The sequence below is a fragment of the Bradyrhizobium sp. AZCC 2230 genome (genome assembly GCF_036924495.1).
Classification (GTDB): domain Bacteria; phylum Pseudomonadota; class Alphaproteobacteria; order Rhizobiales; family Xanthobacteraceae; genus Bradyrhizobium; species Bradyrhizobium rifense.
In genome coordinates this window covers 2,178,854-2,192,043 of sequence record NZ_JAZHRS010000001.1, presented here as the reverse complement: position 1 = coordinate 2,192,043, position 13,190 = coordinate 2,178,854, and the positions used below count along the sequence as shown (strand labels likewise).

General features: G+C 63.3%; 14 protein-coding genes. 13 read left to right on the top strand and 1 reads right to left on the bottom strand.

Annotated elements, in window-relative coordinates:
* The first annotated feature begins 1 nt into the window (after position 1).
* The 10 genes from V1280_RS10715 (at position 2) to V1280_RS10670 (ending at position 9,136) form a co-directional block, all read left to right on the top strand.
* Complete coding sequence (locus tag V1280_RS10715) at positions 2–454, top strand: DUF2231 domain-containing protein (RefSeq protein ID WP_334522812.1); 453 nt, start codon at positions 2–4, stop codon at positions 452–454.
* Positions 451–1,785 carry a PQQ-dependent sugar dehydrogenase gene (locus tag V1280_RS10710; protein WP_334522809.1) on the top strand — a complete coding sequence of 445 codons (1,335 nt, stop codon included), beginning with the start codon at positions 451–453 and terminating at the stop codon, positions 1,783–1,785. Before V1280_RS10715 ends, V1280_RS10710 begins: the two co-directional genes overlap by 4 nt.
* 10 nt (positions 1,786–1,795) lie before the next feature.
* Positions 1,796–1,999 (top strand): hypothetical protein, encoded by a 204-nt coding sequence (locus V1280_RS10705; protein ID WP_041748230.1) that lies wholly within the window; start codon positions 1,796–1,798, stop codon positions 1,997–1,999.
* Positions 2,000–2,309: 310 nt separating this feature from the next.
* Complete coding sequence (locus tag V1280_RS10700; protein WP_334522806.1) at positions 2,310–3,698, top strand: MFS transporter; 1,389 nt, start codon at positions 2,310–2,312, stop codon at positions 3,696–3,698.
* 118 nt (positions 3,699–3,816) lie between these two features.
* Positions 3,817–4,644, top strand: coding sequence for a 3-keto-5-aminohexanoate cleavage protein (locus V1280_RS10695; RefSeq protein WP_334522803.1), 828 nt, complete (start codon positions 3,817–3,819; stop codon positions 4,642–4,644).
* Positions 4,645–4,775: 131 nt separating this feature from the next.
* Positions 4,776–5,981 (top strand): MFS transporter, encoded by a 1,206-nt coding sequence (locus tag V1280_RS10690; RefSeq protein ID WP_334522800.1) that lies wholly within the window; start codon positions 4,776–4,778, stop codon positions 5,979–5,981.
* Between the two features lie 179 nt (positions 5,982–6,160).
* Positions 6,161–7,390 (top strand): CaiB/BaiF CoA transferase family protein, encoded by a 1,230-nt coding sequence (locus V1280_RS10685; protein WP_334522798.1) that lies wholly within the window; start codon positions 6,161–6,163, stop codon positions 7,388–7,390.
* Positions 7,391–7,394: 4 nt separating this feature from the next.
* Positions 7,395–8,270, top strand: a complete 876-nt coding sequence (locus V1280_RS10680; protein WP_334522795.1) for a 3-keto-5-aminohexanoate cleavage protein — start codon at positions 7,395–7,397, stop codon at positions 8,268–8,270.
* A 166-nt stretch (positions 8,271–8,436) separates the two neighbouring features.
* Positions 8,437–8,652 (top strand): hypothetical protein, encoded by a 216-nt coding sequence (locus V1280_RS10675; RefSeq protein WP_334522792.1) that lies wholly within the window; start codon positions 8,437–8,439, stop codon positions 8,650–8,652.
* A gap of 91 nt (positions 8,653–8,743) precedes the next feature.
* Entirely contained in the window at positions 8,744–9,136 is a 393-nt protein-coding gene (locus V1280_RS10670; RefSeq protein WP_334522789.1) for a RidA family protein, read from the top strand.
* 189 nt (positions 9,137–9,325) lie between these two features.
* Here V1280_RS10670 and V1280_RS10665 read toward each other — a convergent pair whose 3' ends face one another.
* Positions 9,326–9,988 (bottom strand): TetR/AcrR family transcriptional regulator, encoded by a 663-nt coding sequence (locus V1280_RS10665; RefSeq protein ID WP_334522786.1) that lies wholly within the window; start codon positions 9,986–9,988, stop codon positions 9,326–9,328.
* Positions 9,989–10,211: 223 nt separating this feature from the next.
* Here V1280_RS10665 and V1280_RS10660 point away from each other — a divergent pair, with 223 nt between their 5' ends.
* From V1280_RS10660 to V1280_RS10650, 3 genes are all read left to right on the top strand, one after another.
* Entirely contained in the window at positions 10,212–11,447 is a 1,236-nt protein-coding gene (locus V1280_RS10660) for an acyl-CoA dehydrogenase family protein (protein ID WP_334522783.1), read from the top strand.
* Positions 11,448–11,579: 132 nt separating this feature from the next.
* Positions 11,580–12,638: a phosphotransferase family protein gene (locus V1280_RS10655; RefSeq protein ID WP_334522780.1), complete on the top strand. Its 1,059-nt coding sequence runs from the start codon at positions 11,580–11,582 to the stop codon at positions 12,636–12,638.
* 186 nt (positions 12,639–12,824) lie between these two features.
* On the top strand, positions 12,825–13,166 hold the full coding sequence (locus V1280_RS10650) for an NIPSNAP family protein (RefSeq protein ID WP_334522777.1): 342 nt from the start codon (positions 12,825–12,827) through the stop codon (positions 13,164–13,166).
* The last annotated feature ends 24 nt before the right edge of the window (positions 13,167–13,190 follow it).

Here is a 13,190-nt window from a genome sequence, read left to right as displayed (position 1 = left end):
CGTGCAAGAAGCTGTGCGCGTGCGCTCCACCGCGCAAATCGCGGGCCATCCCATTCATCCGATGCTGGTGCCGATCCCGATCGCGTGCTTCATCGGGGCGCTGCTGACCGACATCGCCTATCTCGTTTCCGCCGAGATCATGTGGGCGAATTTCTCCGCCTGGCTTCTGGTTGTCGGCGTCATCTTCGGCGTGCTGGCCGCGATCGCGGGCCTCACCGACTTTCTCGGCAATCGCTTGATCCGCTCGCAAGCACCTGCCTGGCCTCATCTGATCGGCAACGTCGTGGCGATGATTCTCGCGATCATTAATGCGGCTATCCACACCCGTGATGCCTGGACCTCGGTGTGGCCGTGGGGCCTTGTTCTTTCTGTGCTCACCGTTCTGATCCTGCCGGTGACCGGCTGGCTCGGCTGGGCAATGGTCTATCGCCACGGCGTAGGAGTTGCGCGATGATGTCCAAGCTTACCCGCGCGCTGTTGTGCTGTTCGCTTTTGTGTCTCGCCGGCTGTGATGACGGCAGCGGCGATCCCAAGGCGCAGATCGGCGCCAATCCGAAGCTGCCCGATATCCAGCAATACCTGCTGCCGCCCATGCACATCGCCCGCATTGTCGGCTGGAAGAAGGACGAGACGCCGACAGTCGCGCAGGGTCTGCAGGCCAAGGCGTTCGCAACCGGCTTGCAGCACCCGCGCTCGCTTTATGTGTTGCCCAATGGCGACGTGCTGGTGGTGGAATCCAAGGCGCCGAAGGCCGCCGCGATCAAGCGACCCAAGGAGATCGTGATGGGCTTCATCGAGTCCTGGGCGACCTCCGGCGGCGATACCGGCGAGAGCAACCGCATTACGCTGTTGCGCGACACCAACGGTGATGGCGTGCCGGATACGCAGAGCGTCTTCCTCGACCATCTCAACTCGCCGTTCGGCGTCGCACTGGTCGGCAACGATCTCTATGTCGCCAATACCGATGCGATCGTCAGATATCCTTATACGGAGGGTGACACCAAGATCACCGCGCCAGGCACGGAGCTGACGCCGCTGCCGGGCGGCCCGATCGATCATCACTGGACCAAAAGCCTGGTCGCAAGCCCGGATGGCTCGAAGCTCTATGCCGGCGTCGGCTCCAACAGCAATATCACCGAGAACGGAATGGAGGCCGAGCACAATCGCGCCAACATTCTCGAGGTCGATCGCGCCAGTGGCCGCTGGCGCATTTTTGCCAGTGGCCTGCGCAATCCGAACGGCCTCAGTTTCGAGCCGCAGAGCGGCGCGCTGTGGACCGTGGTGAACGAGCGCGACGAGCTTGGGCCCGATCTCGTGCCCGACTACATGACCTCGGTGAAGGACGGCGCCTTCTACGGCTGGCCTTACAGCTACTACGGCCAGCACGTCGATCCCCGCGTCAAGCCGCAGCGGCCGGATTTGGTCGCCAAGGCGATCGCGCCCGACTATGCGTTGAGCTCTCATGTCGCGCCGCTCGGAATGGCCTTCTCCACCGGTACCAGCCTGCCGAGTGATTATCGCAAGGGCGCCTTTGTCGGCGAGCACGGCAGCTGGAATCGGCAGGTGCTCAACGGCTACAAGGTGGTGTTTGTGCCCTTCAACGAGGGCAAGCCGAGCGGGCCGGCACAGGACGTCGTCACCGGCTTCCTCAACAGTGACAACCAGGCACGCGGACGCCCGGTCGGCGTCGCCGTCGACAAGACCGGCGCGCTGCTGGTCGCCGACGACAGCGGCAACACGGTGTGGCGGGTGACGGCGGCGCATCCGCAAGTGACGCAACGATAGGAGAGGGATGATGGGCCTTGCCCAATACGCGATCGTACCGGTCCAGGACGAGTGGGGCGTGCTGCACGACGGCAACGTCAACGGCAAATACGCCACCAAGGAATCGGCATTTGAATCGGCGGTCGCAGCCGCCTCGCTGGCACTTCGCCAGGGACATGAGGTGCATGTCAGCGTGCCCGGCCGCGAAGCGGGAGAGAATGCGCTAGGCAGCTAGCACCATCCATTCGATCAACCTGCCCCGACGTACTGCGATTGATTCTCCGCGGTGGGGTGCGGGAGCCAAAGGTCTGCGCGCATAATGGCTGCCCGGAGTGCCGCTCCGGCTAAAATAACATCATGTTAGGTTTATCGCATAACTGGGTAATTGTGTTAGCCCGGCGAAAGCCTACTGTCGCGTCCAACCAGACAGTGATCGGCAGTGACAGACGCTTGCGGAGAGTCCGCAGAGCGCGCGAAAAATGCTGCCCAATTTCTCCAAGAAGCCCGCCAAGGGACCCCAAAAATCAATGTGGAGGAATTTTGAGATGACCGCGATCCATCAGATGAGTCAGTCCAGGAAGGCCGCTGCGAGCGGCTGGATCGGGTCGGCTCTCGAATATTATGACTTCTTCATCTACGCGACCGCCGCGTCGCTGATCTTCCCGCAGATCTTCTTCCCGTCGGAGAATCCTACCGTCGCCATCGTCGCTTCTCTTGCGACCTATGGCGTCGGCTATGTGGCTCGTCCGATCGGCGCCTTCGTCCTCGGACATTGGGGCGACACCCACGGCCGCAAGACCGTTCTCATCGTCTGCATGTTCCTGATGGGCATCTCGACCATGGCGGTGGGAATCCTGCCGACCTATCAGCAGGTCGGCATCCTCGCGCCGATCCTGCTGGTCATCCTGCGTCTCATCCAGGGATTTGCCGTGGCCGGCGAAATCTCCGGCGCAAGCTCGATGATTTTGGAGCACGCGCCGTTCGGTCGGCGCGGCTTCTATGCGAGCTTCGCCCTTCAGGGTGTGCAGGCTGGGCAAATTCTCGCGGCAGCCGTCTTCCTGCCGCTGGCGGCCTATATGCCGAACGAGGCCTTCAATAGCTGGGGCTGGCGGATTCCCTTCCTGCTCAGCTTCTTCGTCATTGTCGCCGGCTACATCATTCGTCGCGAAGTCGACGAGACGCCTGCCTTTGCCCGCGAAGGCGAGCGCGGTGAAACGCCGCGCGCGCCCATTGTTCAGGCCATCAAGCTGAGCTGGCGCGACATGGTCAGGGTCATCTGCATGGCGCTGATGAACGTCATTCCGGTCGTTGCGACCATCTTCGGCGCGGCCTATGCGGTGCAGCCGGCCTACGGCATCGGCTTTGCCAAGGACGTCTATCTCTGGATCCCGGTGCTGGGAAACATGCTGGCCGTGTTCGTCATTCCCTTCGTCGGCAATCTCTCCGACAAGGTCGGCCGCAAGCCTCCGATCATCGTGGGCGCGTTGCTCTCCGGTCTGCTCGCGTTCGGCTATCTCTATGCCATCAGCATCAAGAACGTGCCGCTGGCGATCCTGCTGTCGCTGTTGATGTGGGGCGTGGTCTATCAGGGCTACAACGCGATCTTCCCGAGCTTCTATCCGGAGCTGTTTCCGACACGCACCCGTGTGTCGGCAATGGCGATCTCGCAGAACATTGGCACGACCATCACCGCGTTGCTCCCGGCCCTGTTTGCGACCGTGGCGCCTCCCGGCTCCGCCAACATTCCCTTGACGGTCGGGGCGATCGCCTTCGGCATCACGGTGATTGCGGCGCTGGCGGCCGTCACGGCTCGTGAGACCTATCGGGTCAGTATCGACGATCTCGGCAATCCCAAGGCCGTTCCAATGGCGCGGGCCGATTACGATCGGCAGCGCGCGGAGGCGGCGAGGGGTGCGGCCGCGATTCCGACCTGATAGAAACGACTGAAGGCAATGCCGCTGCAATCGATCGTGTTTGCAGCGGCAGGGCTTCACGCTTTATGTACTTGTTCGAACTTTGTGCGCGCGAGCGCGATCATCATGAGGTCAAGGGATGAACCCCGTCGTCGTTGCTGTCGCTATCACCGGCTCCGTTCCGCGCAAGAAGGACAATCCGGCGGTGCCGATCCTGCCGTCCGAACAGATTGAATCGACGCAACAAGCCTTCGAATCCGGCGCCACGCTTGCGCACATCCATGTTCGAAACGATGATGAGACGCCGTCCTCCGATCCCGAGCGCTTTGCCCTGGTGCAGCAGGGGATCAGGAAGCATTGTCCTGGCATGATCGTGCAGTTCTCGACCGGCGGGCGCGGCCGCGACCCTTCGGCGCGTGGATCGTCGCTCTATCTGAAGCCGGACATGGCCTCGCTCTCCACGGGATCGGTGAATTTTCCGACGATCGTCTATGAGAACAGCGCGGCGCTGGTCGAGACTCTTGCCACTGGCATGAAGACGAATGGGATCCGCCCGGAGATCGAGATCTTCGATCTGTCGCATCTGCATGGCGCGCGCCGCCTGATCGAGGCGGGGCTGATGGACGCGCGTCCGCACGTGCAATTCGTCATGGGCGTCAAGAACGCGATGCCAGCCGACGAGCATGTCCTCGACATCCTCCTGGGCGAGCTCAGGCGGCTGATCCCGCAGGCGACCTGGACCGCGGCCGGCATCGGACGCCATCAGGCAGAGGTCATGGACTGGGCACTCAAGCGTGGCGCCGACGCGGCTCGCACCGGGCTCGAGGACAATATCAGGGTCGACAAGACGCGCCTGGCCGCCAGCAACGCGGAGCTCGTGGCTATCGCCGCCGAGGCTGTCACGCGCCACGGCCGGCGCGTTGCGACCGCGGCCGAGGCGCGGTCCCTGCTCGGGCTCGCGGGATAGGGCTACTGCCTCTTCCTGACATGCTTCTGGCTGCCTTCTGCCATTCGGAACCGACATTCCCGTCAGCTGAGTCTCCGGGTAAGACAAAGCTCCAGGCGTGATCGGCGCCTGCCGGGCAGGCGACGAGTGGAATGCGGTTCTTGAAATCTGACAGCAGGCTCATCGGAGTCCTGCTGGTGCTGGCAATCACCCAACTCATAGGATGGGGTACGATCGGCCTTCCGGCCGTGGTCGGTCGCGACCTCGGGGCCGATCTCGGCCTGAGCCTGCCCGCGGTGTTTGCGGGCAGCTCGGTCCTCTATGTCACCATGGGCCTGTGCGCGCCCTGGCTCGCCAAGGCCTTTGCGCGGCACGGCGCCCGCAAGGTGATGATGGTGGGCACTGTTGTCTCCGTGCCGGGCTACATCGTCCTGTTCTTCGCGCGGGACCCGGTGCTCTATTTCGCCGGCTGGGTCGTTCTCGGCATGGGCGGCAGCGCCACCTTGTCGACCGGCGCCTATATCATGCTGAACGAGGTCGCCGGACGGGGCGCCAAGAACGCGATCGGCGGGCTGATGCTGGTGACGGGTCTCTCCAGCAGCATCTTCTGGCCGACCACGTCGTTCCTCAGCGCCTGGCTCGGCTGGCGCGGGACCTGTCTCGTCTATGCGGCGATGCTGCTCGCCATCAACCTTCCGCTCTATGCGTTTGTCGCACCGCGCCGGAAAATTGCGACGGACGATGGTGGCGAGGCCGTCAGGGCTACGCCGCCGCCCGCGATTCCAAGAAGCACCTTCGGTCTCGTCGTCTGCGTGATCACGATGAATGCCTTCGTCAATTTCGGCATCGGTGCCATCCTGATCGAGCTGTTGCGGGCGGAGGGCCTTGCGCCGGCGCAGGCGCTCGCATTTGGCTCGATGCTCGGCGTGATCCAGGTCAGCGCCCGCGGCCTCGATTTCCTCGGCGGTGGCCGGTGGGACGGCATCACGACCGGGCTGGTCGCCGGCACCGCGCTGCCCGTCGCCATGGCGCTGCTGATGCTGAGCGAGGGGGCGACCTGGGCGGTCGCGACCTTCATTCTGCTCTATGGTGCCGGCAGCGGCGCGATGGCGGTAGCGCGGGCGACGATCCCGCTGGTCTTCTACGATCAGGCCGAATTCGCCAAGGCAATGTCGATGATCGCACTGCCGCTCAATCTGGCGTCCGCGATCTCGCCGCCGCTGCTGGCCGGCCTGCTCACCCAGTTCGGCAGCCGCGGCGCGCTCGGGCTCACTTTGGCCTTTTCCTGCGCGACGGTGCTGATCCTGATCCTGCTGGGCCGACGACGCCCGCACTTGGCAGCGGCAGCCGCGACCTGAGGCCGACCGGATAATATTCGCAACGCGGAATTGGGCGTCGCGGGCTACCTCTGCTGCGGGGCGGGGGATAGCCGTATGCCTTGAGCGCAGTGCTCGGGGCGCCAAAATGGTGTATCCGCAGGGAGCGCGGCCCGCGCTCTCGCCGCTGCGCCAATACCAGTTCCCCGGAGGACATCGACATGTCGGCCTTGCCGCTCTCAGGCATCAAGATCCTTGACCTCACGCGTGTGCTCGCCGGGCCCTTGTCGGCCCAGATGCTGGGCGATCTCGGCGCCGACGTGATCAAGATCGAGCGGCCCGGCACCGGCGACGACGCGCGCGCCTTCGGCCCGCCTTACCTGACCGATCCCGAGGGCAAGGCCAACAACAACAATTCGTTCTATCTCTGCGCCAACCGCAACAAGAAGTCGGTCACCGTCAACATCGCCAAGCCCGAGGGGCAGGCGATCATCCGCGAGCTTGCGAAAGACGTCGACGTCTTCATGGAGAATTACAAGGTCGGCGATCTCAAGCGCTACGGCCTCGACTACGAGACGATCAAGGCGATCAACCCCAGGATCATTTATTGCTCGGTGACCGGCTTCGGCCAGACCGGGCCCTATGCGCCACGCGCCGGCTATGACGCGATTCTGCAGGCGATGGGCGGCCTGATGAGCGTCACCGGCCACATCGACGGTGAGCCCGGCGAAGGCCCGATGAAGGTCGGCCCGTCGATCGTCGACTACATGACCGGCATGAACACCTCGATCGGGCTTCTGTCGGCGCTCTACCATCGCGACGCCAATGGCGGGCAGGGACAGCACATCGACGTCTGCCTGTTCGACACCGTCATCGCCTCGCTGTCGCACTGGCTGCAGATCTACCTCGTCAACGGCAAGACGCCGCCGCGCCGCGGCACCTGGGGCAATGGCGGCATGCCGGCCGGCGTGTTCCGCTGCACCGACGGCGAATTGATGCTGGTGGTCGGCAATGACGGCCAGTTCCAGCGCACCTGCGCCGTGCTCGGCCAGCCCGATCTCGCCAACGACAAGCGCTTCGTCAAGAACAACGACCGCGTCGTGCACGGCAAGGAGATCATGGCGATCTTCGCCGGCCTGTTCCTGACCAAGCCGGTGGCCTATTGGCTGGACAAGCTCGAGGAGGCCGGCGTGCCGTCCGGGCCGATCAACAATTTCGAGCAGGTGTTTTCCGATCCGCACGTTCAGTCGCGCGGCATGCGCGTGAAGGTCGACCATCCCTTCGAGCCAAATCTGTCGCTGATCCGCAACGCGCTGACCTTCTCGGAGACCCCGATCGAGACGTATCGCGCCCCGCCGCTGCTCGGCGAGCACACCCAGGAGGTGCTTGGTGGCAAGCTCGGCTACGACGCGGGGAAGATTGAGGAGCTGAAGAAGCAGGGGATTATCTGATCTCATGACCGGCAAAACCATCATCACCTGCGCGATCACGGGTAACCTGACAAAACCGGAGCAATCGCCGTATCTGCCCATCACGCCCGAGCAGATCGCGACATCCGCGCTGGAGGCCGCCGAAGCTGGTGCCGCCATCGCTCACATCCATGTGCGCGATCCCGCCACGGGGCGGCCGTCGATGTCGATCGATCTCTACCGCGATGTCGTGGAGCGCATCCGTGCCCGCAACAAGAGCCTGGTCATCAACCTCACGACCGGGCCCGGCGGTCGCTTCGTGCCCTCGATCGAGGATCCCCGCGTCGCCGGTCCCGGCACCACGCTGCTTCCTCCCGAAAAGCGCGTCGAGCATATCGAGCTGCTCAAGCCCGACATCTGCACGCTCGACCTCAACACCATGAATTCCGGCGGCGAGGTCGTGATCAACACGCCGCGCAATGTCCGCATCATGGCCGAGCGGATGAAGGCGGTCGGCGTGCTGCCGGAGATCGAGCTGTTCGATTCCGGCGACTGTCATCTAGCGCGCGACATGTTGGCCGACGGCTCGCTGAAGGGGCCCGGCCTGTTCTCGCTCGTGCTCGGCGTGAAGTACGGCTTTTCCGCCACGCCTGAGACGATGTTCTATGCCCGCAGCCTGTTGCCGCCGGGCGCGATCTGGTCCGGCTTCGGCATCGGCCGCGCCGAATTCCCGATGGTGGCGCAGGCCTGGCTGCTCGGCGGCCATGTCCGCGTCGGCATGGAGGACAATCTCTATATGTCCAAGGGCGTGCTGGCGAAGACCAATGCCGAACTGGTCACGCATGCGGCCGGTATTCTGAAGAGCCTTGGCTCCAGTATCGCGACCGCACAGGACGCGCGCGCGATGCTCGGGCTGGCGTAGAGGCCCCGCTGTCGTCGATCAATTATTGACGGAAGCATGACGATGGCGTGGCCTTACGCGAGGCTTGTGCGCAATCCCCAGATAAACCCGGTCCGTAGTACAACCGGCTTCCGCTTCGCGCGCGACTCAGATTCGATCTCTCCCACTGGGTTCGGGAGGGAAGTGCATGTCCTACACCATCGGGTTCCAGGCGAAGAACCAGAAGGCAATTCTGGCGACCGAGGCTTCAACGGCCAACCAGGCTGTCGCGATCATTGCCGCGCTGCGGCAAAGCGCCGAAGAAATAAAATTCATCCGCTCGCCGCAGGAAGGCGAGATGGGTATCGAGATGCTGCTGCTGCTCGCCAAGGAAGAGGCCGAGGAGATGCCGCAGCGGGCCTAACCCGCAACCACACTTCGATCAGAAGCGAAACATGCCGGCTGCAATATAATGTAGTCAGGCACCGTCTCGCTTGAACCGAAGGTGGTGGCCCATGAAACGCGAAGCGCTCCGCGTCGAACCGATCTCGTCCTTTCTCGATCGCGTGAAGGCACCGACCTCGCCCGTGACGCGCGCCGGCAACATGATCTTCGTCGCTGGTCTTCCGCCGTTCGCCCCCGAGACGGGCGAGATCGGCGGGATGGGAATCGAGCGGCAGAGCGAGATCATCATGGGGCAGATGAAGCTCTGCCTGGAGACGGCCGGCGCGTCGCTGGACAACGTCATGAAGTGCAACGTCTATTGCACATCGACAAAACATTTCGCCGCGTTCAACGCTGTCTATGCCCGATACTTCCCGGTCGATCCGCCCGCGCGGATCTTCGTCTGCACGCCGGAATGGTTCGGCCCATTCGACGTCGAGATCGACTGCATCGCAATGATGTGAGCGACTGGCCTTGCTTCACCTCGCCCCGCTTGCGGGGAGAGGTCGGATTGCATCGAAGATGCAATCCGGGTGAGTGAGGGGGTACAGATCCCTCGGCAATCTCACGTGCGGAGAGAGGCCCCTCACCCCAACCCTCTCCCCGTAAGAACGGGGCGAGGGAGCGTAGCGCCGGCGTGGCTACGGTCTTCGCTACCGCGCGGCGATCCGCGACGGCGTCTTTGTCTCCGCACGTCCCATCGTCAGCGCCATCGTCGCCACGCTAACGACGCGCGACACCACGTCCTCGACGTCGTCGAGATCGCATTTTCCTTCCGACAGCTTCGTCAGGCGCTCGCTCTCGCGGATGGTGTGATGCGCCATCGCCAGAGCAAAATTCAGGCCCCAATAGATATCGACGTCGCTGCGGTCGGGCAGGGACCTTCGCATCGCGCCGGCGAATTTCCGCAAATGGTCGATCTCGCGGTTCTTGATGCGGCGGATCGGGGGCACGGATTCGATCGAGGCGCGGATCATGAAGCGCGCCGCGCTGGAGCGCTGGTTCTCCGGGCCTAAGCAGCCGCGCAAGGTCGGCCCGACCAGCGCGCGCAAGATCACCTCGATCGGCGCGCGGCCGCCGCCTTGCTCTTCCGCCGCCTTCAACTCGCGCAGGCGCTCGCGGTTGGTGGCGATCGAGCGGGTGACAAACAATTCCGCGATCAGCTCGTCCTTCGAGCCGAAATGATAGTTCACCGCGGCCAGATTGACATTGGCCTCCGCGACGATGTCGCGCAGCGTGACGTCGCCAAAGCCGCGATCGGCATAGAGCCGTTCGGCGGCGGCGAGAATGGCGGACCTTGTATGATCGCTGGGCATGGCGCTCTCCCCGAGGGAGTTGCATTTCAAACAGTTGTATGAAACTATCGTTTGAAGGCCGGGAAAAGTCAAGAAAAGTCAATCCGCATGATGGAATTGCGCCGCAGCAAAGTGGCGCGGGTTCCAGGGCCCGCGATCCGCCGAATGGCGCTTGCGGGCCGCGCATTGCGGGAGGACAGTCCGGCGCAAAACAGGCTTTCAAAGCGAGACCGAGGAGCGTCCCATGGATTTCGATCTGTCCACCAAGCAGAAGGAATGGCTCGACCGCGTGCAGTCCTTCATGACCAAGCACGTGCGTCCGGCGGTGCCGATCTATAACGAGCAGGACAAGAGCGGCGAGCGCTGGAAGGTGATCCCGGTCCTGGAAGACCTCAAGAAGAAGGCGAAGGCCGAAGGCCTCTGGAACATGTTCATGCCGCCGAACGAGCATGAGGATGACGAATTCCGCGGCGCGGGATTGACCAATCTGGAATACGCGCTGCTCTCCGAGCAGATGGGCCACATCTCCTGGGCTTCGGAAGTCTTCAACTGCTCCGCGCCGGACACCGGCAACATGGAAGTGTTCATGCGCTACGGCTCCAGGGAGCAGAAGCGCAAATGGCTGCGCCCGCTGATGGATGGCGAGATCCGCTCCGCCTTCCTGATGACGGAACCCGCAGTTGCCTCGTCGGACGCCACCAATATCGAGACCAGCATCGCGCGCGACGGCGACCACTACGTCATCAACGGCCGCAAATGGTGGTCGTCCGGCGTCGGCGATCCCCGCTGCAAGATCGCGATCCTGATGGGCAAGACCGATTTCAACGCTGCAAAACATCAGCAGCAGTCGCAGATCCTGGTTCCGCTCGACACTCCCGGCATCAAGGTCGAGAAGATGCTCCCCGTGTTCGGCTTCGACGACGCGCCGCACGGCCACGCCCAGGTGCTGCTCGAGAACGTGCGCGTGCCGAAGGAGAACATCCTGCTCGGCGAGGGCCGCGGCTTCGAGATCGCGCAGGGCCGCCTCGGACCGGGTCGTATTCACCACTGCATGCGCACCATCGGCAAGGCCGAGGAAGCGCTGGAGAAGATGGTGAAGCGTCTGATGTCGCGCACCGCCTTCGGCAAGAAGATCGTCGAGCACAGTGTGTGGGAGCAGCGCATCGGCGAGGCCCGCACCAACATCGAGATGACGCGTCTTCTGTGCCTCAAGGCCGCCGACATGATGGACAAGGTCGGCAACAAGACCGCGCAGGCCGAGATCGCCATGATCAAGGTCGCAGCGCCCAACATGGCGTTGAAGATCATCGACGAGGCGATCCAGGCCTTCGGCGGTGCGGGCGTTTCCGACGAAGCGGGTCTTGCCAAGGACTACGCCGGCATCCGCACGCTGCGGCTCGCCGACGGTCCGGACGAGGTGCACAATCGCGCCATTGCAAGGTTAGAGGTTCGGAAGTATGCCAATTCTCCCAAGCATTAAACGGGAGAGCCAAGCGGCGCTCCTGATTTAAAGAAACGACAAGAACGTGATCCGCATTCGGTGACCGCTTGACGCAAGTGCGTCAGCGGTTACCGACTAGGATCATGTTCGGACTGAAGAGGGAGCGTCACCGTGGCTGACGGCGTCAGGAAAGACGAAGAGTTCTCGGGCACCAAGCCGGTCGAGGAGCGTCATCGCTTCGACGAGATGCGGCTCGAGGCCTGGCTGCGCGACAACGTCGAAGGCTATGAAGGCCCGCTGGTCGTCCTGCAGTTCAAGGGCGGCCAGTCCAATCCGACCTACCGGCTCAACACGCCGAAGCGCTCCTACGTGATGCGCAGAAAACCGTTCGGCAAATTGCTGCCGTCGGCGCATGCGGTCGATCGCGAATATCGCGTCATCGCGGCCCTTGGAAAGCAGGGTTTTCCGGTCGCGCACGCCTACGCGCTGTGCCAGGACGACAGCATCATCGGCGCCGCTTTCTACATCATGTCGATGGAAGACGGCCGCGTGTTCTGGGATCCGACGCTGCCGAGCCAGGACAACGATGCGCGCCGAAAGATATTCACCAGCAAGATCGAGACGCTGGCAAAGCTCCACATGTACGATCCCGTCGCGATCGGCCTCGGCGATTTCGGCAAGCCCGGCAATTATTTTGCGCGCCAGATCGACCGCTGGACCAAGCAGTATCGCGCCTCCGAGACCCAGCACATTGCTGAGTTCGAGAAGGTCGCCGAATGGCTGCCGAAGACCGTGCCGGAGCAGGCGCGCGTCTCCATCGTCCACGGCGACTATCGCCTCGACAACATGATTTTCCACCCGACGGAACCGCGCGTGCAGGCCGTGCTGGACTGGGAGCTGTCGACGCTCGGCGATCCCATGGCCGACTTCACCTATCTGCTGATGCAATGGGTCATGCCGGGCCTGCACGGCGCCGACCTCAAGGCGCTCAACATCCCGAGCGTGGAAGAAGCCGCGCAGATCTATTGCAACGTCACCAGGATGACGGTGCCGGATCTCAACTGGTACTTTTCCTACAATCTGTTCCGCCTCGCCGGCATCACCCAAGGCATCGCCGGCCGCGTCCGCGACGGCACTGCGGCGAATGCCAAGGCGCTGGAATCCGCCAAGCGCACCGTGCCGCTGTCGAAGGCCTCGTGGGACTACGCGCAGAAGGCAGGCGCGGTGTAGGAGAGACGAGGGCGCGGCTGGTGGTTGCGCCCTTCTTTGGTGCGTCGCTGTCTCCACAGTCTCCGTCATTGCGAGCAAAGCGAAGCAATCCAGACTATCTCCGCGGCGGCAGTCTGGATTGCTTCGTCGCAAGAGCTCCTCGCAATGACGGGGAGGTGGGTCACGTGCCCCTCAAGGAGACCGTTCATGATCCAGCAACTGCGCATCTACGAAATCTTCGAAAAGAACAAGGCCGCCTTCCACGCCCGGTTTCGCGACCACGCCGCGCGCATCATGCGAACCAGATACGGCTTTCACATCGTCGCGATGTGGGAGACGAAATTCGGCGATCGCACCGAGTTCGCCTATCTTCTGGAATGGCCGGACGAGGCGGCCAAGATTTCGGCGTGGGCGGCGTTCATGGCCGATGCCGAGTGGGCCGAGATCAAGCGTGTAACTCATGCCGAGCACGGCCTGATGGTTGGCCAGATCGAGGACCGCCTGCTCGTGCCGGTGGACTATTCGCCGTCGCGGAGCCTGCTGCATTAGCCGTGCGATAGCTCCCGTAGGGTG